This window comes from Rhabdobacter roseus, assembly GCF_014202275.1.
Lineage (GTDB): Bacteria > Bacteroidota > Bacteroidia > Cytophagales > Spirosomataceae > Rhabdobacter > Rhabdobacter roseus.
This window is the reverse complement of the sequence record NZ_JACHGF010000003.1, coordinates 522,657-543,845: the sequence shown is the minus strand read 5'-3', so window position 1 is coordinate 543,845 and position 21,189 is coordinate 522,657. Positions and strand designations below refer to the sequence as shown.

At 55.8% G+C, this 21,189-nt stretch carries 20 protein-coding genes; 7 read left to right on the top strand and 13 right to left on the bottom strand.

The annotated features are described in order from the left end of the window. Nucleotides 1–82 precede the first annotated feature (82 nt). Together HNQ92_RS12075 and HNQ92_RS12070 are read right to left on the bottom strand one after the other, a co-directional pair. The gene (locus tag HNQ92_RS12075) at nt 83–1,099 is read right to left on the bottom strand and encodes an NAD(P)/FAD-dependent oxidoreductase (RefSeq protein WP_246439995.1); all 1,017 of its coding nucleotides are present in this window, start codon (nt 1,097–1,099) and stop codon (nt 83–85) included. A gap of 79 nt (nt 1,100–1,178) precedes the next feature. Next, on the bottom strand, nt 1,179–2,429 hold the full coding sequence (locus HNQ92_RS12070; protein WP_184174274.1) for a serine hydrolase: 1,251 nt from the start codon (nt 2,427–2,429) through the stop codon (nt 1,179–1,181). A gap of 218 nt (nt 2,430–2,647) precedes the next feature. Here HNQ92_RS12070 and HNQ92_RS12065 point away from each other — a divergent pair, with 218 nt between their 5' ends. Both HNQ92_RS12065 and HNQ92_RS12060 read left to right on the top strand, forming a co-directional pair. After that, nucleotides 2,648–4,366 carry an IlvD/Edd family dehydratase gene (locus HNQ92_RS12065; protein WP_184174273.1) on the top strand — a complete coding sequence of 573 codons (1,719 nt, stop codon included), beginning with the start codon at nt 2,648–2,650 and terminating at the stop codon, nt 4,364–4,366. Nucleotides 4,367–4,461: 95 nt separating this feature from the next. Continuing rightward, nucleotides 4,462–5,253, top strand: a complete 792-nt coding sequence (locus HNQ92_RS12060; RefSeq protein ID WP_184174272.1) for an SDR family NAD(P)-dependent oxidoreductase — start codon at nt 4,462–4,464, stop codon at nt 5,251–5,253. A 129-nt stretch (nt 5,254–5,382) separates the two neighbouring features. Here the strand turns inward: HNQ92_RS12060 and HNQ92_RS12055 are convergent, their stop codons facing one another. The 5 genes from HNQ92_RS12055 to HNQ92_RS12035 form a co-directional block, all read right to left on the bottom strand. Continuing rightward, entirely contained in the window at nt 5,383–5,874 is a 492-nt protein-coding gene (locus tag HNQ92_RS12055) for a hypothetical protein (protein ID WP_184174271.1), read from the bottom strand. 94 nt (nt 5,875–5,968) lie between these two features. After that, nucleotides 5,969–6,685 (bottom strand): hypothetical protein, encoded by a 717-nt coding sequence (locus HNQ92_RS12050; protein ID WP_184174270.1) that lies wholly within the window; start codon nt 6,683–6,685, stop codon nt 5,969–5,971. A 108-nt stretch (nt 6,686–6,793) separates the two neighbouring features. Then, the gene (gene gldD, locus HNQ92_RS12045; protein WP_184174269.1) at nt 6,794–7,384 is read right to left on the bottom strand and encodes a gliding motility lipoprotein GldD; all 591 of its coding nucleotides are present in this window, start codon (nt 7,382–7,384) and stop codon (nt 6,794–6,796) included. A 172-nt stretch (nt 7,385–7,556) separates the two neighbouring features. Beyond that, on the bottom strand, nt 7,557–9,029 hold the full coding sequence (locus HNQ92_RS12040) for a Gfo/Idh/MocA family protein (RefSeq protein WP_184174268.1): 1,473 nt from the start codon (nt 9,027–9,029) through the stop codon (nt 7,557–7,559). 130 nt (nt 9,030–9,159) lie between these two features. Continuing rightward, complete coding sequence (locus HNQ92_RS12035) at nt 9,160–10,089, bottom strand: phytanoyl-CoA dioxygenase family protein (protein WP_184174267.1); 930 nt, start codon at nt 10,087–10,089, stop codon at nt 9,160–9,162. A gap of 247 nt (nt 10,090–10,336) precedes the next feature. On the opposite strand from HNQ92_RS12035, the gene panD reads away from it, so the two are divergent. The 4 genes from panD to HNQ92_RS12015 all read left to right on the top strand — a co-directional run bounded on the left by panD (nt 10,337) and on the right by HNQ92_RS12015 (nt 13,151). Continuing rightward, nucleotides 10,337–10,690, top strand: a complete 354-nt coding sequence (panD, locus tag HNQ92_RS12030) for an aspartate 1-decarboxylase (RefSeq protein ID WP_184174266.1) — start codon at nt 10,337–10,339, stop codon at nt 10,688–10,690. 39 nt (nt 10,691–10,729) lie between these two features. Then, entirely contained in the window at nt 10,730–11,761 is a 1,032-nt protein-coding gene (locus HNQ92_RS12025) for a lysylphosphatidylglycerol synthase transmembrane domain-containing protein (protein ID WP_184174265.1), read from the top strand. Between the two features lie 102 nt (nt 11,762–11,863). Then, complete coding sequence (gene rfaE2 / locus HNQ92_RS12020; protein ID WP_184174264.1) at nt 11,864–12,379, top strand: D-glycero-beta-D-manno-heptose 1-phosphate adenylyltransferase; 516 nt, start codon at nt 11,864–11,866, stop codon at nt 12,377–12,379. 91 nt (nt 12,380–12,470) lie between these two features. Continuing rightward, the gene (locus HNQ92_RS12015; protein ID WP_184174263.1) at nt 12,471–13,151 is read left to right on the top strand and encodes a zinc metallopeptidase; all 681 of its coding nucleotides are present in this window, start codon (nt 12,471–12,473) and stop codon (nt 13,149–13,151) included. 180 nt (nt 13,152–13,331) lie between these two features. Here HNQ92_RS12015 and HNQ92_RS12010 read toward each other — a convergent pair whose 3' ends face one another. From HNQ92_RS12010 to HNQ92_RS11995, 4 genes are all read right to left on the bottom strand, one after another. Then, nucleotides 13,332–14,504: a glutathionylspermidine synthase family protein gene (locus tag HNQ92_RS12010; RefSeq protein WP_184174262.1), complete on the bottom strand. Its 1,173-nt coding sequence runs from the start codon at nt 14,502–14,504 to the stop codon at nt 13,332–13,334. A gap of 52 nt (nt 14,505–14,556) precedes the next feature. Continuing rightward, the gene (locus tag HNQ92_RS12005; protein WP_184174261.1) at nt 14,557–15,162 is read right to left on the bottom strand and encodes a Cj0371 family chemotaxis-regulating polar lipoprotein; all 606 of its coding nucleotides are present in this window, start codon (nt 15,160–15,162) and stop codon (nt 14,557–14,559) included. 317 nt (nt 15,163–15,479) lie between these two features. Next, a complete protein-coding gene (locus tag HNQ92_RS12000; RefSeq protein WP_184174260.1) occupies nt 15,480–15,857 on the bottom strand; it encodes a MerC domain-containing protein in 378 nt (125 codons plus the stop codon). A gap of 31 nt (nt 15,858–15,888) precedes the next feature. Beyond that, the gene (locus HNQ92_RS11995) at nt 15,889–17,103 is read right to left on the bottom strand and encodes a hypothetical protein (protein ID WP_184174259.1); all 1,215 of its coding nucleotides are present in this window, start codon (nt 17,101–17,103) and stop codon (nt 15,889–15,891) included. Between the two features lie 85 nt (nt 17,104–17,188). Between HNQ92_RS11995 and HNQ92_RS11990 the strand changes: the two genes are divergently transcribed. Continuing rightward, the gene (locus tag HNQ92_RS11990; RefSeq protein WP_184174258.1) at nt 17,189–17,626 is read left to right on the top strand and encodes a hypothetical protein; all 438 of its coding nucleotides are present in this window, start codon (nt 17,189–17,191) and stop codon (nt 17,624–17,626) included. 19 nt (nt 17,627–17,645) lie between these two features. Here the strand turns inward: HNQ92_RS11990 and HNQ92_RS11985 are convergent, their stop codons facing one another. Together HNQ92_RS11985 and HNQ92_RS11980 are read right to left on the bottom strand one after the other, a co-directional pair. Next, entirely contained in the window at nt 17,646–18,830 is a 1,185-nt protein-coding gene (locus tag HNQ92_RS11985) for an FG-GAP repeat domain-containing protein (RefSeq protein ID WP_184174257.1), read from the bottom strand. Between the two features lie 152 nt (nt 18,831–18,982). Further along, nucleotides 18,983–21,013: a tail fiber domain-containing protein gene (locus tag HNQ92_RS11980; protein ID WP_184174256.1), complete on the bottom strand. Its 2,031-nt coding sequence runs from the start codon at nt 21,011–21,013 to the stop codon at nt 18,983–18,985. Nucleotides 21,014–21,189 lie beyond the last annotated feature (176 nt).

Genomic DNA, 21,189 nt, shown 5'->3' with positions numbered 1-21,189 from the left:
AGCAAAAATAACACGCTGATGAACTACTTTCCGGATGCATGGGTACATCCGGAAAGTAGTTTTTTTTAGCCACAAAGTACCCCTACGCGTGTTCCGATAGCCCGGTTTTGATCAACTCGGTATTGATAAAAACCCCCACTTTGTGTCCGGCCGCTACGGCCGCCCAAACGGCCCGCATGGGCGTGGTGTTATCCCCGGCGGCGTACACGCCGGGCACCGTGGTAGTGTGAAAATCGTCGATCTGGATGTACCCTTGCTCGGTGAGCTGGCAACCCAGCTGCGCGGGCAGGTCGCAGTGCTGCACGAAGGGTACATGGGCGTAGAGTGCCCGGAGGGCGCGGCTGCTTCCATCGCTCAAAAGTACCTTGCTGAGGTACCCATTTTCGTGGACGACGGACGTGACTTCCGGCTGCACGATGTCGATCCCGAGCGAATCCAGGTGTTGGGTTTGGTCGGCGGTGAGCTGCGACGGGCCGTTAGTAAACAGCGCCAGGTTATGCGACCAGTGGTGAATCAGCCGAACGTAGTCAAAGGCCTTTTCGCCGTTGGCAAGTACCCCCAGCGCCTCGTGGCTTACTTCGTAGCCGTGGCAGTAGGGGCAGTGCAGCACCGAAATCCCCCAGCAGTCGCTGAAGCCCTCGATGGCGGGCATCTGATCCCAGACGCCCGTGGTAAAGAGTACTTTCGGTGCCCGGAAAGTACCCCCTGACTCCGTTCTGACCCAAAAATCTTCCCCCTCTTTGCCCGCCTCAATGGCCTTGTCGTAGCGGAGCTGGACGCTGTCGTAGCGAAGTACCTGCTCGGTAGCCCGGGCCGTGATGGCGGCGGGTACTTCGCCGTCGTGGGTCAGGAAGTTGTGCGAGTGGGGTGTTTGGCGGTTGCAGGGTAGTTGGCTGTCTAGGACCAGTACCTTGCGCAGCGAGCGCCCCAGCGTCATGGCGGCCGCCAGCCCGGCGTAGCTACCGCCTACAATAATCACTTCAAAGTCTTGTTGATGAGCCATCGTGGTCGTGTCTATTTTATAATCCAAAAGAAGTACCCGAATGAGGTACCTGGCGAGGTACGTTGCAAAGGTAGCATAAATGCAACAATGTTGCATTTATGCTACCTACATTTTTTTATAAACACTGAAAACAATCAATCCAGCAAGAAGAGGAGAGACGGAAGGTGCCTTGGGGCTACTTGTCGTATTCTACCTCGTAGCGGCTGAGGTCGGGGCGGTCGCGGCGTTTGCGCTGGAGCTCGTAGTCGAAGATGGTTTTGCCCAGACTCTCCATGAACGGAAATCCCACGGTATCGTAATCGTACTTGTTGTCGTTCAGGATTTGATCTTCGTTGCAATAAATGACCGCCGATAGCAGAAACTCGATGCCTTTCTCAAAATCCACGATGTAGGCGTTGTCGAGCAGGTACCCGTAGGCGTCACCTACTTTGTTAAAAAGCCGGATGTGGCGGGGCATTCGTTTCTTGGTGTTGCCAAAGATCAAAAACTTGCAGTAGCTGTCGTGGTAGTCGTCGGAGTAGTGCTCGGGGTACTCGGTTTCCATCGGCAGCTGCGACATGTACCTATACAGAAAGGTGTAGTCGTCGGGGGTGAGCTGAAAGCGCTTTTGCGGAGCTATATGTTCCGGAAAGAAGATCGCCTTCAGCAGCTCGTGCTGATCTTCCAGGGCAAAGGCGTTTTTTTGGGTAAAATCAAAGGGTTCATGGACCAGCACCCCGTTTTTCAGGTACCCTTTGCCGCGCAGAATGGGCTCCGCGGGGGCGTAGTTTTTTTCGGAGTAGGCCATCGGCTGCTCATAGACCGGCTGCTCTTCTCCCAGAAACCGGACCGGATTGGTGTAGCGGTTGTTCTCGGCCGACATCGCCAGCTCCAGGCGGTGCAGGGCGCGGGTGTTGAGGTAGCCCTTGGCCTGCATGCTGTCGTTAAAGGCCTCCTGGCCAATGAATTCGTACAGGCGGTTGAAGGCATCGTTGTCGCTGGCGAGGAGTATTTTTTTGGCGTAATGGGCCACCGAAGGCAGGCCGTCGGGCGAGGTAGTATCCATGCGCACGGCCGTTTGCTCGGGCCGGGCGGCGTCGGTAAGCATGGGCGTGTACTTGTCGATGCCTAGCTTGTTGAGCTTTTCTAAAGCCAGCAGCACGGCGGGTAGTTTGATGGTACTGGCCGGATAAAAGTACCGGTTGGCGTCGACCCGGTAGCGGTAGGTCGTAAAGCGGGGTTCGTTTTTGCGGTTACGATCAATTTTGGTGTAGAGGATCTGGATATCGTACTGCGTAGGATTTTTGAGAAGAGCGCCAAAACGATCCGGATTGTGTTGTAATAATTTCTCGAGAAAAGCGTCGGTAGCGGGCTGGGCGGCAAGCCGCGAAAAAGGAAGCATACAAAGAAAAGCAAGCAGGTAGCTGAGTTGTAAAATAATTTTCATTGTAGGATTCGACTGGTGCATACAGAAATAATAACGAATTATAGCCCGACTATGTTAAAAGCGGCGGATTAAATACTTTACCTTGTAGTTTTACCCTTCGGTTGCTGGTAGTAACCAAAAGGTAGATAAATAATACTACCAAACCTACACATCTTTTTTTAGTAAAAATCCAGATTTGCTGCGTAAAATCAGCAGATCCTTAGTTAGAAACAAACAGAATGGACAAAAAAGAACTACGTAGCCGGGGCTGGTTCGGCAAATCGGGTAAAGACGGTTTTATTTACCGGGCCTGGATGAAAAACCAGGGTTTTCCGGCCGACGAATTTGAAGGTCGGCCCGTGATCGGGATTTGTAACACCTTTTCGGAGCTCACGCCTTGCAACGGGCACTTTCGTGAACTGGCCGAATCGGTGAAGCGGGGCGTGTGGGAAGCCGGGGGCTTTCCGCTGGAGTTTCCGGTGATGTCGCTGGGCGAAACGCTCATCAAGCCCACCGCCATGCTCTACCGCAACCTGGCGAGCATGGACGTGGAGGAATCCATCCGGGCCAACCCCATCGACGGGGTGGTGCTGCTTTGCGGCTGCGACAAAACAACCCCCTCGCTGGTGATGGGCGCCAGCAGCGTGGACATCCCCACCATTGTGGTATCCGGCGGGCCCATGCTCACGGGCAGGTACCGCGGAAAAACCATCGGTACCAGCGACGTGTGGCGGTTTAGCGAAGCCTACCGGCAGGGGCAGATTTCGCAGGATGAACTCACCACCGCCGAAGCCTGCATGTGCCGCAGCAGCGGCCACTGCGCCGTGATGGGTACCGCTTCTACCATGGCCTGTATGGTGGAGGCGCTGGGCCTGACGCTGCCCGAAAACGCGGCCATTCCGGCAGCGGACTCGCGCCGCAAGGTCATTGCGCACTTGTCGGGCCGCCGGATCGTGGACATGGTGAAAGAAGACCTGCGCCTCTCGCAGGTACTTACCCGCCAGGCTTTCGAAAACGCCATCATGCTCAACGCCGCCATCGGCGGCTCTACCAACTTCGTGATTCACCTGCTGGCCATTGCCGGCCGCATTGGGGTAGAGCTCAACCTGGACGACTTTGATCGGCTGTCGGCGCAAGTACCCCTGCTCGTCAACCTGCAGCCCTCCGGAGGGTACTTTATGGAAGACTTCTACTATGCGGGGGGCCTGCCGGTGGTGATCAAAGAAATGCTTTCCCGGATTCACGGAGACATCATCACGGTGAACGGCAAAACCGTGGCCGAAAACTGCGCCACGGCCGAGTGCTTTGACCCGGAAGTGATCGGTTCGCTGGAAAAACCCGTGAAGGAGCTCACAGGGCTGGTGGTGGTGAAAGGCAACCTGGCCGAAAACGGCGCGGTCCTGAAGCCCTCTGCTTCGCTCAAGCCCGAGCTCATGCAGCACCGCGGCCCGGCTATCGTTTTTGAGGACATCGACCACTACAAGGCCCGCCTCGACGACCCCAACCTGGAAATGGATGAGAACTCAGTGCTAGTGCTGAAAAACGTGGGGCCCAAAGGGTACCCTGGTATGCCCGAAGTAGGCAACATGTCGATTCCGAAGCGATTGCTGGAAAAAGGCGTGATGGACATGGTACGCATCTCCGACGGCCGCATGAGCGGTACGGGCTTCGGCACGGTGGTACTGCACGTATCGCCGGAGGCCGCCGTGGGAGGTACCTTCGCGCTGGTGCAGGACGGCGACATGATCGAGCTCGACGTGGAGAACCGCCGCCTGCACCTGGACGTATCCGACGAGGAGCTGGCCCGCCGCCGCGCCAACTGGCAGCCGCTGGATTTGGGCTACGACCGGGGCTACGTCAATCTGTACATCAAGCACGTCACGCAGTCGCACGAAGGGGCCGACATGGATTTCCTAATCGGGGGCTCGGGCGACGTCGTCACGCGGGATTCCCATTAAGGTACTTTATTTATCAATGATAAAAGCGTAGTCGTTGGGAAAGTACTTCACTCAAAGTACCCCCTCCCGGCGACTACGTTCTTGCTTAGCAACGCATGGATACGCATTTATTAAAAGATCAGGTCGCGATCGTGACGGGCGCGGGGCAGGGCATTGGCTACGAAATAGCCCGCCAGCTGGCTGCTAGGGGTACTTCGGTGGTATTGAATGACCTGGACGCCGCCCTGGTGGAAAGAGCCGCCGCGGAGATCCGGGCGCTGGGAGGTACCTGCGTGGCCGTACCCGGCGACTCGGCCCAGGAAAGTACCATTGAGCTGCTCGTACAAACCGCCGTAGGTACCTACGGACAGGTGACTATGGCCGTGGCCAACGCGGGCATTACGCTCTTTGGTGATTTTTTCGAGTATCCGGGCCAAGACCTGCGCCGGGTGCTGGAGGTCAATATCGTAGGTACTTTTCTGCTGGTACAAGCGGCGGCGAAGCAGATGCGCGCGCAGGGACGCGGCGGACGTATTTTGCTGATGTCGTCGGTGGTGGGGCACCAAGCACACCAGTACCTGGCGGCCTACGCCACCACCAAAGCGGGCCTGGAGATGCTAGCCAAGAACCTCGTCATTGAGCTATCACCGCACGGCATCACGATCAACGCCGTGGCTCCCGGGGCTACCCTCACCGAACGTACCCAGCAGGAAGATCCTACCTACGAGAAAACCTGGTCGGGCATTACGCCGCTGGGACGGCCCGCCACGCCCGCCGACATTGCCCACGCGGCGCTGTTTCTGCTTTCGCCGCAGGCGGGGCACATCACCGGCCAAAGCCTGGTCGTTGATGGTGGCTGGACGTCGGTAAGCCCACTGCCGGATCTGAGCAATATGGATTTGAAGTAAGTTAAAGTACCTTGTCTAGGTACCTTTAGGATTCCGGAGGAATCCCACGTGTATAGAATTTAGTCACAATCTAAATCTGATTCCAGCGGAATCACACCATCTACGTTGAGGTAGTTTTTAAAGAAGTACCTACTTCACTACCTCAAACCATCGGCTGCCCCGGCCGTTATTGGGGTTGTAGTTAGCCGAGGCGATTTTAAAGTCCCATTTCAGTTCCTGGTTGTACCAGATTTTGGTGCAGTAGCGGGAGCTTCCCTCATGAGTAATCTCACAGGTGATGGTATCGAAGTCGGCTTGGCCCCACTGGATTATGGTCGTACTGAGCGGGAGGTCGTCGTAGGGGAATAGCACGAGCATATACTCGTTTTTTTTTAGCTCATTCTCCTCAATACGAAAGCCCTTGGGAGCATTCAAGTGGGGGAAGTATACCTGTTGTTTTTCCCCCTCTTTGAGGTAGTACAGATTGATTCCCGAGGCACTAAATCTCCCCGTGGTCGGATGAAGCAAATCGGTGCCGCTCGAATCCCTAACGAGCAGGATCATGCTGGTGTCGATGTTCACAGGGCCAACTTTGATGCAGCCCGTTAATAGTAGGAGTAGTGTGGAGATAAGTACTTTCATTTTTTCTGGTGGGATTTAGTCAAATAATGGCTTAATCGACTTCCTGCGCAATCACCCGGCTATAAAAGATGCAACCACGCTGTGGTCGGAAGGCTTAAAAATCCTCGTCCTGGCCGAAAAGCTGCGATTCCAGATCCTCCATGCTCCCTTCCTGCGTAATGAACAGCTCACTGGGCTTGGTGGAGGCAATGGGGGTGACGGTCATGAAGTTGCGGTACTGTTCGTCGCTGACGATGCCCAGCTGCAGGGCTCGCTTAAGTACCATGGGGAAAGGTACCTTGAAAAAATCGGCGATGTCGGCCGCTAGAAACGCGGGGATTTTGGTAATGCCTTCGTAGAAAAAGCTCTGCACGTCTTTGGCCGGGAGGAGCGTCTCGAAAACCAGGTGCTCGGCGCGGGCGGCGAGCGCTTCGGCGCTGGAGTAGGAGGGGTACAGGCCCAGCGAAGCGGCCAGGAGGTAGGTTTGGTAGCAGCGCTCGTTGGCCTCGGAGCGGGCATTGATAAAGATCCAGCCCTTTTGCCGGTAAATGGCCGAGAAGCCCGTAAAGCTTGCTTCTACGTCGTGTAGCTGCGCAATTTTGATCGTCTCGGGGTAGGGTAGTTTGTGCCCCATGTGCCGCACAATCACCTGCGCCGAGGAGATGTCGGCTACTTCGCCCGCCGGTTCGAGCATCCAGCGGCCCTGCACCAGGCCTTCAAAGAGCTGCTCGGCGGCCTGCTGGCTGGGTACCTGGCCCAAGTGCAGCACGATCCGGTCGCCGCGGGACGAGAAATCAAGGGGTAGTTGGTTCTTAAGTTGCTTCTTGCCCATAGCCTCGAAGGTGTGAAAGTAAAAACGTATTCTTTTCGGCGAAAGTACCTTTAAGTCTTTGAATCTCAAAGATACACGCTTGGTGCAAATACTACCAACTCCTGGCCCTTATTTTCTCCAGCTCAGGGTATTGAGCAGCTGCATCATGTCTTTTTGCAGGTACTCGATCACCGGGGCCAGTGAGTCGTTTTTGGTGGCCGTTGGGAAATAAATGGCGCCCCGCAGAAAGTGGGTGGTGCTGTCGGTGGTATAAAACTGGAACGGACTGGGTACGTCGCCTTCCAGGCGGAAGAGCGTGGTGGTGCGGCCACTCTGCGACACCAGCGTTTGCGCCTGAATGGACGAGGCCCGAATGTGGTGCTTGCCCGAGAGCTTGTAGGCGTCGTCGATGTAGTCTTTCAGCCGCCGGGGGTCATTCTGGACGCGCTTGTAGGTGATCTGGATGTTGGCCTTGAAGCGGGGATAGTACACAAAAATCCAGTTTGGCTCGGCCAGAGCAAAGGTATCGGGCAGGATGGTCGCGTGCCTAGAATACTCAAACGAGTAGGGATAGGTAGCGGGCAGAGGCTGGTAAGCGGGCGCGGGCAGGGCAATGCGGTTATAGCCTTTTGGCTTGGGTACGTAGCTGGCTTCCGGGGAGCTACACGAAACGATTAAAAAACTAATGAGCGCTACTGAAAGAAACGAGACCGGCTGCATGGAGAAGGGGTACTTTACAGATTTTTTTATTTGCAAAACTAACGAAAAGGAACGGGGAATATTTTGAAAAGTATCCCGGCCACTCTGCCTCCACCAAGTACCTTCCTAAAAACAAAACTCCGAGAGGTAAGGTACCTTCGGAGTTTTGGGGTAAGGGTTGTTTACGAAAGGCTTACATCAGCTTCCAGTCGCCGCGGTACTTGCGTTTCACAAACTGGTTGGCTTCGTCGAAGTTAGTGACTTTCATGTTCTTGCCGTCCCACTTCATCTTCTTCCGGCCGGGGTAGGTAAAGCCCTTGCCGTCGGCGGTAGGTTGGCGCAGGCCGTAGCTCCGGATGGCCAGGTTGCCCATGATCACCGTTTCGGTCAGCGGACCGGAGTAGTCAAAGGTAGACGTGAGGGCTTTATGCTCGGCGCTGTTGAAGCCCGCCTTGCAGGCGTCGGTCCAGGCTACGTGGTGGCCGTACTCGGGCATAGGCGTGTACTTGGTGTTGAAGGAATTGGGCTCCATCTCCACTTTTTTGCCTCCTTTGAGGTACAGCTTGGGTACCCGTCCGTAGGTACCGCACATCATCACGCCCTTGTCGCCGATCATGAGCACGCCGTTGCTGCTGTCGTCGTCGCCAATGGGGTCGTCGGCCGGTACCAGGTCCGGGTGGAAAGGCCGCAGACCGCCGTCGTGCCATATCATTTTTACCTCGGCGTTGTTTTGCTTCGTGGCGGGGAATTTGAGCTCCACGCGCGAGGAAGGCGGGCAGCCTTCGGGAATAAACTCGGCCGTCCAGTCTTTGATGAATACTTGCCCTACGCTGCATTCTACCTCAGTAGGGTACCCCAGACCCAATACCCGGAAGGGCGAGTCGATGAGGTGGCAGCCCATGTCGCCCAGGGCGCCGGTACCGAAGTTCCACCAGCCGCGCCACTTGAAGGGGTGCCAGGCGGGGTTATAGTCCACCCAGTCGGCGGTACCTACCCACAGGTCCCAGTCCAGGGTGTCGGGTACGGGCTGCTTGCCGGTGGGCACCGGAATGCCCTGCGGCCACACGGGGCGGTTGGTCCACACCTGTACCTCTTTCACCGTGCCGATGAGCCCTTTCTTGAACCAGTCCACCATCTGCTGCTGGCCGGGGCTGGAGGCCCCCTGGTTGCCCATTTGGGTTACTACCTTGTACTTGCGGGCGGCTTCGGTAAGCATCCGGGCCTCGTAGATGTCGTGCGTGAGGGGTTTCTGTACGTACACGTGCTTGCCGAGCTGCATGGCGGCCATCGCGATCACGGCGTGCTGGTGGTCGGTGGTTGATACCGTCACGGCGTCGATGTCTTTGCCCATTTCGTCAAACATCCGGCGAAAGTCCTTGTATTTCTTGGCATTCGGGTGCTTCTCAAAGGTACCTTTGGCGTAGTTCCAGTCCACGTCGCAGAGGGCCACCATGTTTTCAGTGCCTTTGTTCCAGGCGTTATTGACGTCCGACGATCCTTTACCGGCTACGCCCACACCGGCAATGTTCAGCTTATCGCTGGGCGCCCGGTAGCCTTTTCCTAATACGTGCCGCGGCACAATAAAGAAACTTCCCACGGCCGCCGCCGCGCCTGCCTGGATAAAGTTTCGGCGTGATACACCGTTGGGTTCGTTTTGTTTACTCATTTTAGTCTGTTCTATTTTAGAATACTTACGAATCAGTAAATGCTATTTATTTAGGTAGCAAAGTAGGCGTTAGCTCAAAATTACTCATAGCGGGCGATAAATTACCCGACTTTTTACGGCCCGCCGCCGATCATTTCCTCAGATTCTTTTTAAGTACCCATACGGCTTCCTCCAGCTTCTTTTTGTAAGCCGTGAGCTGGCTGAACCCGGTGCGGTCCATAATGGACTCGTTCAGGTAGGTGTTTCCCATGCGCTTGCCCGTAAGAATATTCACAGGCCGACGCATGTACATTTTTTCAATGGGAAGATCTGACCAAAGCGGCGTGTAGTACAGGCAGTCGTTGAAGAAGTAGTGCGTGACCTGGCTGTGGCGGCTGCGGCCGGGCTGCAAAATGGGCTCACCGCCGTGAAAAAGATTCGCCGACCAGATGAGCGCCTGCCCTTTCTTGACTTTAAAGACCTGCTTTTGCTGTCCGGTGGCTTCCATGAGCGCCTGCACAAAATTCTCGTAGATCAGGTACTGGTTATACTCCAACACGTGGTCGGAGCCTTTGATCCCGATGGCCGCCATGTCATAAAAAGGTAGTTTGTGGCTGCCGGGGTAGTAGTGCAGTGGGCCGTTGTTTTCGTCGATGTCTTCCAGCGCTACCCACACGCCGCACATAAAACGCTCCGGCACGGAATAAAAATGGATGGCATCGCTGTGGGTCTTTTGCTGCGAACCAACGTGGAAATTGAGCGTTTGGAAGGGGAAGGGCTCGCGCCGGTACAGGATCCGGAGCATGTCCAGTACCTTGGGGCAAGCCGCTACTTCCCTGACCAGCGGCGTGATGGTCCAGGCGTCCTGCAGGCGCGGGCTTTCAAAGTGCGGTTGCAGGAGTTCCACGATTCGGTCAAAGGTACTTTCGGGAAGTTCGGTGTCGATGATCAGGTACCCTTGCTCGGCATAGTGCCTTACCTGTTGGCGGGTAGCTTCATCCAGAGTGGATTTTTCAAGCTCTTGCTCGAAAAAGGGGGAATCTACCCAGGGTAGATTGACGTGAAATGGGCTTGGTTGCATGGGCGAAAAAGTTAGGAATAGGAGTGGAAAGGGACTCAGGAGGGAAAGGTACTAAATAATTACAAGCATTAAAAAGTACTAAGAAAAGGAGCATTTCACCGGAGTGGCAGAAGTACCGGCATCGTACCTGCCACCCAAAGAACTACCTTGCTTTTTGTGATGTTTTGAATATTGAATGCGAAGGGTGTAACTTTGGCGGCTTATTCGCCAGGTACATCACCAGCTAGCACTAATTCGGAACAGAACCATGCAAATCACGTTGATGAAGTCGAAAATCCACCGGGTGAGGGTGACGCAGGCCGAGCTAAACTACGTAGGCAGCATCACCATCGACGAAGACCTGATGGACGCGGCGGGCCTCATTGAAAATGAGCAAGTACATATTGTTAATAATAACAACGGCGAACGGTTGATCACCTACGTCATCAAAGGGGAGCGCGGCTCGGGGATCATCTGCCTCAACGGCGCCGCGGCCCGCAAAGCCCAGGTGGGCGACATCGTCATCATCATTGCCTACGGTAGCCTGTCTACCGAGGAAGCCAGTACTTTCAAACCCAAGGTGGTCTTTCCCGACGACGACAACAGGCTCGTCATTGCGTAGCCAGCCTTCTTTCCTCCACCTCGTTCCTTCAGGTACCCTATGAAAAATTTTCTCCGATACACCATTTCGCTAGGTCTGGCGGGCGTGTTGCTGTGGTTTGTCTTTAAAGACATTGACCTGGCCGCCATGCTGAGCCGACTGGCGCAGGCCGACTGGCGGTGGATCGCGGTATCGTGTACCTTGCTCATGGGCGCGCACCTGGCGCGGGCCTGGCGCTGGCAGATGCTCCTCGAGCCGCTGGAGCACCGTCCGGGCCTGCTCGACGCCATGCTGGCGGTACTGACGGGGTACTTTGCCAACTACATCATCCCCCGCATGGGCGAGGTAACGCGCTGCGGTACGCTCTACCGGCTGGAGCGCATTCCCGTCAACCGGAGCTTCGGGACGGTCGTGGCCGAGCGCATCTTCGACGTGGGGGTACTGCTGCTGCTGATCGGGCTCAATTTCATCCTGGAGTTTGAGCGCCTGCGCGATTTTTTCCTGGGTTTTTTCGGAAACAAAGTACCCGCCGACCAAGCTGCCGCGGGTACTTCGGGCTGGGTACTTGGGCTACTGCTGGCGGCCGTAGCGGGGCTATTGATCGTTATTTTTATTTTTTTTAAGAAACGAAACTTCCGCGAGAAGGTACTTGCCAACGGTTTGGTACAGAAAATCATCACCTTCAGCAAAGGCATGCTCGACGGCCTCCTGAGCGTGCGGAAGCTCCGGCAGCCGGGGCTTTTTGCCCTAAGTACCCTGCTGATCTGGGTATGCTACTACCTGGTGTCGTATGTGCTTTTCTTCTGCATTCCCGAGACCGCCGACCTGGGTCCGTTGGCCGGCCTGACGGTACTCGTGATCGGGGCCATCGGCATGACGGCCCCCACGCAGGGCGGCATCGGGGCGTACCATTTGCTGGTCGGTAACGTGATGGTCCTGTACGGACTGACGCAGAAAGATGGCATTACGCTGGCTACGTTTATTCACGGTGCGCAGATGCTCTTCATGCTGGCCGTAGGAGCGCTGGCTTTTTTGGTGGTGCTCTTCCGAGATAAAAAAACGGTGGGCGAAGAGGTACCTTCCGCCCCCTAGATCAGTAGTATGAGGTAGGTACTGCCGTCTACAAGATCCCAGGTGCCTGGGCCCCATGCGGCAAGTACCGGCTAATTTACAACTTCCAAAACACTGCACGAAATGATTCCTACCGAGTCAAAAATTATGCGCCTCGACGAGGCCGCTGCAACCGTGGCCGACTGGCAACGGGCCGGACAAAAAGTAGTTTTTACCAATGGCTGCTTCGATATAGTACACCTGGGGCACATCGACTACCTCGAAAAAGCCCGCGCCCTGGGCGACCGCATGGTACTGGGCCTGAATACCGATGCCTCTGTGAGCCGCCTGAAGGGCCCGCTGCGGCCGGTGGTCAATGAGTACGCGCGGGCGCGCCTGATGGCGGCGCTTTCGTTCGTGGATGCTGTCATTTTGTTCGACGAGCCCACGCCTTTGCAGCTCATCGAGGCCGTAAAACCTGACATTTTGGTCAAGGGTGACGATTATTCCATCGAAACCATCGTTGGTGCAGATTTTGTAATAAACCGAGGAGGCGAGGTGAAAACAATAAGCCTGGTGGAAGGCTATTCGACCACAAAGCTGATCGAAAAGATCAAAGAAGGCTACATACAGAATAAAAGAAGGCTACATACAGAATAACTGAGAAAATTTTTTGAAGCTATTTTCGTATAATTACCTAGTAAATTCACCTCCCGTTAAGAAATTATTAATCGCTTAAACCAAAAGAACGATGGCAGGAGCATATTTGATAGGTATTATTGTCATGGCCGTGAGTATGTATGTGCAGTGGCGGCTGAAAAGAAAATTTGAGGAGTATTCGCAAGTTGGGTTGAGCATTGGGCTAAGTGGGAAAGAAATTGCCGAGAAGATGCTGCGCGAAAGTGGCATTTACGACGTACGGGTACTTTCGGTGGAAGGCCGACTGACGGACCACTACAACCCGCAGGACAAAACCGTAAACCTGAGCCCGGACGTATACCACGGACGTAGCGTAGCGGCGGCGGCGGTGGCCTCGCACGAGTGCGGCCACGCGGTGCAGCACGCCACGGCTTACAGCTGGTTGCAGCTGCGCTCCAAGATGGTCCCTTTCCTGACCATTTCGTCGCGCTACATGCAGTGGGTTATTTTGGCCGGTATCCTTATGATCAATACCAGCATAGTACCCCTGGCGATCGGGGTAGCCCTTTTTGCGGCCACTACGCTGTTTAGCTTCGTGACGCTGCCCGTCGAGTACGACGCTAGCAACCGCGCCCTGGCCTGGATCCAGCGAAACCGCGTGGTGAACGAGCGCGAGTACGTGATGGCCGGTGACGCCCTGAAGTGGGCGGCCCGTACCTACCTGGTAGCGGCCATTGGTTCACTGGCTACGCTGCTCTACTACGTGAGCATCCTGATGGGCCGCCGGGACTAAAAGTACCCCCGCAGATCTTCCTGAAAGTTATAATATTAAAAGGCGCAACTCATAACGGGTTGCGCCTTTTTGTTTGGCAAAAAATAGGAAGCCACAGGTACATCTTACCCATTTACCAGAAAGGTACTTTAAAAGTTTAACTCAGAAGTACCCCTTCCCAAATCCCCTTGGCCCCATGCCTCACTCCACCACGTGCCCCACAAACTGGGCGGTGTTGTCCAGGATGCGCCCGCCGCGCCGGAAGCCCAGCGCGCAGGGCTCGCCCGCGTAAAATACCCCCGCCTGGTACGAATGCCCGTCCGCGTCGGTTGGGAACTCGATGTACTCCTGGTAGATCCGCGCCTGATCGGCGTAGTCGCCGTCGGCGGTTTCGAGCGGTTCGCCGCCCTTTTCCAAAATACTGACATTCGCGCCTTCGCGGCCAAAAAGTACCTTGCTCACCGAGCGCTTGTGCGGCAGTACGTACCGCTCGGTCTGGAGCAGCAGCGGGTGGTAGGGGTACATATCCCAAAGTACCTTCAGGAGGTACTTCGACTGGAACAGCAGCGTGTAGGCCGGATTAAGTACCAGCACGCGGCGGCTCTGCACCAGCTGCGTCAGGAGCTGGGCCAGCTCAGGTTCGTCCCAACCGATGTACTCCCAGGGCACGAGCTTGAACCAGAAATCGAACCGGACAAAATTACCGCTCGTCGCGTCTTGCTTAAAAACGCCCTGCTCTGCCGAAAACTCTACTTCGTCCATGTACGCAAACTCCACGTCAAAGCCTGCTTCGCGCGCCGCTTCGGACAGGATGGCCACGTTGGTTTCGTCCTCGGGGCTGTCGCGCAGGGTGGTGAGCAGCAGGCTGGGCGTGAGGTCGTTGTTTACCTCGCGCAGGTACACAAACTGCCCCACCAGGGTTTCGTACAGCGTATTAAACTGCCGGGTATCGTCGAAGCCGTTGGCTTTCAGGTGCGCCCACTGTACAATGGCCGTCTCAGGCAGGCAGGTGGCCGTGTCGGCGTTGAACTCGATGAGCTTGATGGGCTGGCCGTTGAGCCCGCCCGCCAGGTCGAAGCGCCCGTAGAGGTGTACGTGGCGGTCGTCGTCCCAGGAGGTTTTGATGAGCTCCACCAGGTTATCCGGAATGCCCAGCTCCCGGAACAGCTGCTGGTCAATGACGTACTGGCCCGCTTCTACATACATGTCGTAGAGCGTAGCGGCGGCTTCGTGGTAGGCCGTGGCTTCGTCTTCCTGCACCACCACGGCTTCCTGTACCAGGTAGGGTAGGGTGTCAGCGCCCAGCATCCAGTCCCAGCCCAACGAGCGCAGCGTGGCCTCGGGATGCCGGGGCAAAGATTGTAAGGATACCATAAGATAGGTTACTAAAAAAGGTAGATCGGTTCGGGACGAATGGCGCAGGTACCTACCCGCCGCTGCTGCTGGAGCGCTTGCCGAAGAAGCCGCTACGCCCGCCCGCCGGACGGCCGCTCACCACGCGGGTACTTCGGGAGGTATTGACGTCCTGCACGGCCCCCTGCGCCCGGTTGTAGGCATTGGGGTTGCTGTAAAAGCGGGAGCTTTCGCCCGCGCTTCGGTACGAATTGATGTAGCCGTGATTCATCGTGCGGCCCAGCAAGTACCCCATGCCACCGTACAGCAGTACGTTGGACAAGCCGCCGTGCCTGCCCACCGACGACTCGTCGGAACGGATGTCGCGGTCGATGAGGGCCTTGGCCGTGGTGGTACTTAGGGTATCTACGTGGCCGTCGAGGTAGGTGACGATCGCCGCCGATTGGTCGGCGGGTACACTTTGCTCGTCGGTGATTTTAAATTCGCCCGGTTCTACCTCTTTGATGTAGGAGCGAATTCCCTTGGAGTAGGTCGTTTCTTCGTAGCTGTGGGCCTCGTCTTCCGAACCGGAGCAACCCGGCAGGGCTATTCCGCTCGCCAGAATCGCTACGGCCAGCGTACCGCTGATGGTAATATCCTTGACCCGTCGGATAAACGAGCCCGTACGTAAAGGTGTCATACGTTATTGCGTTAATTGAAAAAAATGGCCAATCTCTTTTTTAAATTGGCGCTGTTGTACCAAAAATCCAAGGAAGACTCGTATTTATACTAACGAAACAAAGATAAGATTCTATTCGATACTGCCTTCTATTTTTCTGGTTAGACGGTCAGTCCCAGCGGGTCCGGCAAGAACTAGCCCGGATGAGCGGCGAACCGCTGCTGACCAGGTACCTTGCCAGGAAGTACCAAAAAAAGTGAGCCACAACCCCTTAACGGGCCGTAGCTCACTTTTGCTAGCACAACAACTTTTTAGTTTATGCCTGAGATTGGCGGCCTTTATGATGAATGCTCATGTTTGCATTTTTTGCAATACCGGATGTTCAGGATATGCCCCGTGATCAGACCCAGGCTGGCCAGGTAGCTTACTTCGTGCAGCCATTCGAAGTAGTCTTCCAGCAGTACCGAAGCGGTAAGTACCAGCAAGCTACTACCAATGAGCAGCAAGATTCTCCGATTGGTGCAGTGTCGGCTTGTTTCGTACAACGCATAGTAGCTGATGAGCAGAAACACGTAGGATACTTCGTGCCACCAACCGGCCGAAGAGGCCGCCAGCACCAGCAAGATGGGCGTCAGCAGGCAGTGTACCACGCAGAGGGAGGCACTGGCTATGCCCAGCAGGTCTGATTTGGTTTTAAAAAATGAGTGAGTAAGCATGAATTTCATAGTTTGGTAAGTACCCTGTGGATCAATGTCCTTCGCTGGATTCCATACCCACTACCGCCAGGCGGTAGGGCGTAGGCGATACTTTGATGCGGGAGGTAGTACCCAGGTTAGCGATTTCGACGGTCAGGAGCTCGCCGCTCTTAGGCTGGGTTACGTACAGGTACCTCGAGGTAGCCTCCAGCTGGGGCTTTTGTGTTTCTTCCTTGGTGGTGGCGGGCAGAATAGAGCCTTTCTTGACCAGCGTATTGGTTTTTAGATCAAAGATATGGACCTCCCCGCTGTGCAAAAGTACCACCAGGTGGTTGCCGGCCAGGTCCATTTTGCACTGCATGATGTCGGTGTTTTCGATGATAGGCGTCACCTGGTTGCCGGCGATGTCGATGAGGTAAGCTCCTTTGGCGGCAGTATAGCCCACAAACTTGTTGGCTCCGCTCGCCTCCAGGATGGTACCAAACCAGGCCGTTCCGAAGCCCGCAGGGTGATTGATGAGGCGCTGCGCTCCGCTGGACTCTACCACTAGAATTCCGCTGGCCGAGCCAAACACGGCTACGTTGCCGTTGGTGGCGTTGCCGTGGATACCCTGCGTTTGCACGGTAGAGGCATGAAGTACTTTGCCGGTGGCGTCGATGATTTTGACCCGCTCGGGCAAAGTACCCGCTACGGAGCCGTCTTTTTGCGTCACGGCGTAGTTGCCGTTGTTAAATTTGGCCATCGCGCCGTGGTGAGCAATCCCCCCCGCCGGAAGTACGCTTTTCAATTTTGCGCCCGCTACGTGAAAATCGGCTTCCTTGCCCAGGCTTAAGGAGCCGTCGCCATCGTTAAAGAGGATCACTTCGTCCCCTTTGCTTTTGAAGTGCGTGGGGCGGTTGCTTTCGCCGACCATAGCCGCCCACTTGGGGGTACCTTTCACATCCACGTGATCGCCGTGCCCTTCCAGTCCGGTATCAAAAAACTGAGTGTGGTTGTTGGCACCGTTGACCACTGCACCGAAACGGCCGGCCTGGGTGGTATACAGCGCCGACTTGGCAAACTGCGCTTCGAAGCTTTCGGTTGTTCCCGTGCGTGGATTCACCAGCATAAGCTGTTTCGTGTTTTCATCATTGACAAGTACCCGCACAAAGCGGTACTCCTGGCGGTCGTTGGGATCGACCTCGTGATCGTGGTCATGCTTGTCACAGGAAGCCAGGACCGACACAAACAAGGCGAGGATCGAGAGTTTTAATACATTCTTTTTCATACAAAAACGGAATAAGTTATATGCAACATGGTTGCAAATTTAGGGAAGTATTTTTTATATTTGCAACCATGTTGCGCAAAATACTATGAAAAAAAGGATAAAGTACCTGTACCTCAGCACTTCGATGAAGGTAGTCTTGACGGCCGCGCTCGTCATGGCGCAAGCCAGTTGTGCGAGCCATAAGGAGCCCAATGAGCTTTTACAAGAAGCCCACCGGTACCACGTAGAGGCCGTAACGACGCAGGCGGAGGTGGAGCAGCTGCTGGGTACTTTGCGAAGTACCGGCAGGGGAAGCGAAGCGGATAGCCTGGCGGGGGTACTTGAAGACTGGGAAGAAGGCCTGGTAGAGGTACCTGGCTTCGAGCATGAGCACCATCACGAAGGGCACGAAGGTCATCACCATGACCATAAACCAGCCCCCCAAATGACGGATGCTTCCCTGCTGGACTACCAGAAAAGTACCTTGCAGGCCATTCAGGAATTGAAAAAAGACGTAGAGGGACGACTGGCCGCACCCAACTGAAGCACCGGCCTGGGGTACTTTACTTGTTATTTTTCTGGTTCCAATAAATCACCAGGTTGTGGGTGCTGCGGCCCGCCGCAATGAGGTCCAGATCGCCGTCGCCGTCAAGGTCGGCGGCCTGGAGGTCTTCGCAGGCCATGGGTACTTTGTTATCCAGCGAGTACTCCTGCCACTGCTTGCCCTCGGCGTCGGCGCCCAGGTAGAGGCGCAGGCCCATTTGGCCGGCGTCGTTTCTTTCGCGCCAGCCCACTACTACCTGGTCGCGGCCCTGGCCCAGAAAGTCGCCACACACCAGGCCGTGGCCCTGCTTTAGCTGGTTGGTCAGGACGGTGCGGCTGTCTTTGGTATACACCACCAGCTGGGTGCCGTGCATGGGTTCAATGGTAGCCGTAAAGAGCTGGTTTGCGCCCAAGGTACCCGTCCGTACTTCGCCCACGCCCTGCCCGCCCGCAGGTACCAGCCAGTTGCCCGACGGGGCCCAGCCGTCCACGCCCTTCAGAAACACCTGCGCCCCTTGCTTGCCGCCTACGGCCAGGCCCAGAAAGCGGTTAGGTACTTCCATGGGCTGGAAGTTATGCGTGAGGTGCATCTGGGTATCCAGGAGCTGGTAGCCCCAGAGGCCCTGGCGGTTTTGGGGTACGTCAAAGGCTATGAGCTGCACACCCGCTCCTTCGCCGTTGGCGTTGCCTTGGCCGTGCAGCGGAAGTACCATGAGCTGGAAGTTATCGTCGGAGTCTTTCACCCAGTGCATGCGGTGGATCGTCACCTCGTGGTGCAGGCGTACCGGCTCCCAGGGCTGGGTGCGGTCTTCCGGCGCGTGCAGGTAAAATACCGCGCCCGACTGCTTCTCGTTGGTGGTTTCGGCGGGATTCCACTGGGCTCCCACGGCTACTTCTACCTTGCCGTCGCCGTCGATGTCGCGGGCGGCAATGCACACGTTGTCGCGCTCGGTGAGGTCTCGGGCAAGGACGTGCCGCACCCAGGTACCTTGGGCCTGGGCGGGATTTCGGTACCAGACAATCTCCTTCTGGTCGGCCAGCAGGATGTCTTTATGGCCGTCGCCGTCTACGTCACCAATGGCCAGCCCGTAGCCAATGCTCACCTTGGCGTCGATAACCTCGGCGCGGAAGCTGGGCGTTTGGGCGGTCAGGGATAGGGTGGAGAGTAAAAAAAGACCCCCGGACAAGTAGGTTGAGTAGCGCATGGTTTAGAAAGCAAAGTTTGGAACGCAAAAGTACCTTTATACCAAGAAAAGCCTGGGGCGTCGCTTTTCTAATGTACTCCTTGTTTGCTTACTGCCTGGTGCACCTGGCTCTTGTACTCGTCAGGGGGTACTTTGATGCTTTGATGGGGAGCCTATTTAGCTGGTACGGGAGCCGCCGCCGAGGTACCTTGCAGGGCCGCTTTGATGGCTTCTACCTCGGCGCGCAAGGTATCTATTTCGCGCACGTCGGCGGTGAGCTGCTGGTTTTCCCGCGTGAGTTTATTGACCTGGTTGAGCAGGAGCGGAATGAGCTCTTGGTAAGCTACCGTTTCTACTTCTCCTTTGCTGTTATAAACCACCAGGTGCGGGTACACCTTGGCTACCTCCTCGGCAATGAGGCCGTAGTGTTCCACATCCGCTTTACCCTTCAGGAAGTCGGGCCGGTAGTGGTACGCGACGGGCCGCAGGTCAACGAGTTTATCCGAAAAAGTACCCAGGTCCCGGATCTGGTGCTTATACCGCTGCGAGGAAGTAAGATAAGTGAGCTCGCCGGTTCCGAGGTCGTAGTTAACCGCCAGGGCCGTTTCGGCACCGCGCAGGGGCATAAATACCCCTCCGGTATGGGTACCCATGGTACCTATTTTCACAACGGCCCCGGCGGTATTAACCCCAGGGTTGCCGATGTGGATGCTGTTATTATCCGTGGTGATATTCTGTGCCGCAAAGCGACCGATGGCGATATTGTTACTACCAGAGCTATTATTGTATAAAGCGCGGTAGCCCAGAGCCGTGTTTTCGATGCCGCTGGTGTTGAGGCCCAGAGCATTTACACCAATGCCCGTATTATACACGCCGGAAGTGTTGTTGTAAAGGGTTTTAAAACCCAGGGCGGTGTTGCCGTGACCAATCGTGTTGGCGTACAAGGTCTTGGAGCCTACTGCCGTATTTTGCGTCGCTTCATAAGCAAGCGACGTCCCCTGCCCGTTGTTGTAGAGCGCCGAGTCACCCACGGCCACCAGGTTGCTCTGCGTACTATTGCTATGGAGCGAGTAGGCTCCCAGGGCGGTATTGGAGTTGCCGGTGCTGTTTTGGAGCAACGACTGGTAGCCGTGGGCCGTGTTTTGGCTGCCGGAGGCGTTTGCCAGCATGGCATACGAACCCGTGGCCGTGTTGTAGTAGCCGGAATTATTAAATAAAAGCGCCAAAGTACCTACGGCCGAATTCCCGTAGCCGTCCATGTTATTGCTCATGGCCTGAGCTCCCACGGCGGTGTTATCAAAGCCCGTGGTGTTGGTCGCCAGGGTGCCAGATCCATTCGCGGTATTAAAACTACCCGTTGTGTTGCCATAGAGCGCGGCGGCTCCCTGGGCCGTGTTGCCAATGCCACTGGTATTGGAGTAAAGTACCTCAAAGCCTTGTCCCGTATTTTGGTAGCCGAGGGTATTGGAAAAAAGCGCCTTGGAGCCTACGGCGGTGTTGCCGGTACCTTCCAGGTCCGAGGCCCCCTGCCCGTTGTTGAAGAGTGCCTGGTGGCCCACGGCCACCAGGTTGCTTTGACTATTGGTCAGAAAAAGCGCTGAGTTTCCTACGGCTACATTGGAGAGCCCCGAGGTGTTGCTAAACAAGGAATTGTGCCCATAAGCGGTATTGAAAAACCCGATGTTGTTGGAAAAGCCCGACTGGTGCCCCACAAACGTGTTTTGGTTGTCGGTCAAATCGTCGTTGGCTCCGGCTCGGTCCCCCACAAAAACCGACTCCCCCGTGTTCAGAATTTCGATTTGCCCCTTGTTGGTGAAGCGGGCGCGTAGGGTACCGTTGGTACGTACATCAAGCGCCTGGGCGTCCGTGGTCCCGATGAAGTTGAGGCCCGCCGAAGTACCGGCGTTGCCCGTGAGCCCCCAGGTACTTCCCGTAACGGCCGTCCAGGCGGTACCGTTGTAGTAGTAGAAGCCGGGCACGAAGTCGGTTTGGTAAATAAGCAGGCCCGTAGCCGGGCTGCCAATGGCGTTGCGCTGGCTTTGCGTCAGGCGGGGCACCAGCACCCCTTTGTCCGGGGCGTTTACATCCAGCATAGCCGAGGGATGCGGTTCTGAGCCCGTGGAGTTTACGCCCATTTGAGCCTGCGAGAAATGCGTAATCAGGAGGGTAGTCAACAATAAAACGTAGCGCACAGTCCTTTTCATAACGTTGATTTTAATTTTAAATAGTTAGCAGGGTAAAGCTAAATTGAAAAATTAAGGATGAATACCAGGGCGGCAACTATTTTTTTTACGTGATGCCAGCGTAAAGCGCAACTATTTTAAACCAACGCGGCTAAAAGGCGTTTTCAGATAGGTAGACTACCTTTACGTAGTATCTT

Bases quoted from the DNA above. Each gene is read 5' to 3' on its own strand.
- HNQ92_RS12040 (WP_184174268.1), bottom strand. From the start codon at position 9,029: ATGAGTAAACAAAACGAACCCAACGGTGTATCACGCCGAAACTTTATC.
- HNQ92_RS12060 (WP_184174272.1), top strand. From the start codon at position 4,462: ATGGATACGCATTTATTAAAAGATCAGGTCGCGATCGTGACGGGCGCG.
- gldD (WP_184174269.1), bottom strand. From the start codon at position 7,384: ATGCAGCCGGTCTCGTTTCTTTCAGTAGCGCTCATTAGTTTTTTAATC.
- HNQ92_RS12000 (WP_184174260.1), bottom strand. From the start codon at position 15,857: ATGCTTACTCACTCATTTTTTAAAACCAAATCAGACCTGCTGGGCATA.
- HNQ92_RS12065 (WP_184174273.1), top strand. From the start codon at position 2,648: ATGGACAAAAAAGAACTACGTAGCCGGGGCTGGTTCGGCAAATCGGGT.
- HNQ92_RS11995 (WP_184174259.1), bottom strand. From the start codon at position 17,103: ATGAAAAAGAATGTATTAAAACTCTCGATCCTCGCCTTGTTTGTGTCG.
- HNQ92_RS12035 (WP_184174267.1), bottom strand. From the start codon at position 10,089: ATGCAACCAAGCCCATTTCACGTCAATCTACCCTGGGTAGATTCCCCC.
- panD (WP_184174266.1), top strand. From the start codon at position 10,337: ATGCAAATCACGTTGATGAAGTCGAAAATCCACCGGGTGAGGGTGACG.
- HNQ92_RS12015 (WP_184174263.1), top strand. From the start codon at position 12,471: ATGGCAGGAGCATATTTGATAGGTATTATTGTCATGGCCGTGAGTATG.
- rfaE2 (WP_184174264.1), top strand. From the start codon at position 11,864: ATGATTCCTACCGAGTCAAAAATTATGCGCCTCGACGAGGCCGCTGCA.
- HNQ92_RS11985 (WP_184174257.1), bottom strand. From the start codon at position 18,830: ATGCGCTACTCAACCTACTTGTCCGGGGGTCTTTTTTTACTCTCCACC.
- HNQ92_RS11990 (WP_184174258.1), top strand. From the start codon at position 17,189: ATGAAAAAAAGGATAAAGTACCTGTACCTCAGCACTTCGATGAAGGTA.
- HNQ92_RS12050 (WP_184174270.1), bottom strand. From the start codon at position 6,685: ATGGGCAAGAAGCAACTTAAGAACCAACTACCCCTTGATTTCTCGTCC.
- HNQ92_RS12055 (WP_184174271.1), bottom strand. From the start codon at position 5,874: ATGAAAGTACTTATCTCCACACTACTCCTACTATTAACGGGCTGCATC.
- HNQ92_RS12025 (WP_184174265.1), top strand. From the start codon at position 10,730: ATGAAAAATTTTCTCCGATACACCATTTCGCTAGGTCTGGCGGGCGTG.
- HNQ92_RS12075 (WP_246439995.1), bottom strand. From the start codon at position 1,099: ATGCAACATTGTTGCATTTATGCTACCTTTGCAACGTACCTCGCCAGG.
- HNQ92_RS11980 (WP_184174256.1), bottom strand. From the start codon at position 21,013: ATGAAAAGGACTGTGCGCTACGTTTTATTGTTGACTACCCTCCTGATT.
- HNQ92_RS12005 (WP_184174261.1), bottom strand. From the start codon at position 15,162: ATGACACCTTTACGTACGGGCTCGTTTATCCGACGGGTCAAGGATATT.
- HNQ92_RS12010 (WP_184174262.1), bottom strand. From the start codon at position 14,504: ATGGTATCCTTACAATCTTTGCCCCGGCATCCCGAGGCCACGCTGCGC.
- HNQ92_RS12070 (WP_184174274.1), bottom strand. From the start codon at position 2,429: ATGAAAATTATTTTACAACTCAGCTACCTGCTTGCTTTTCTTTGTATG.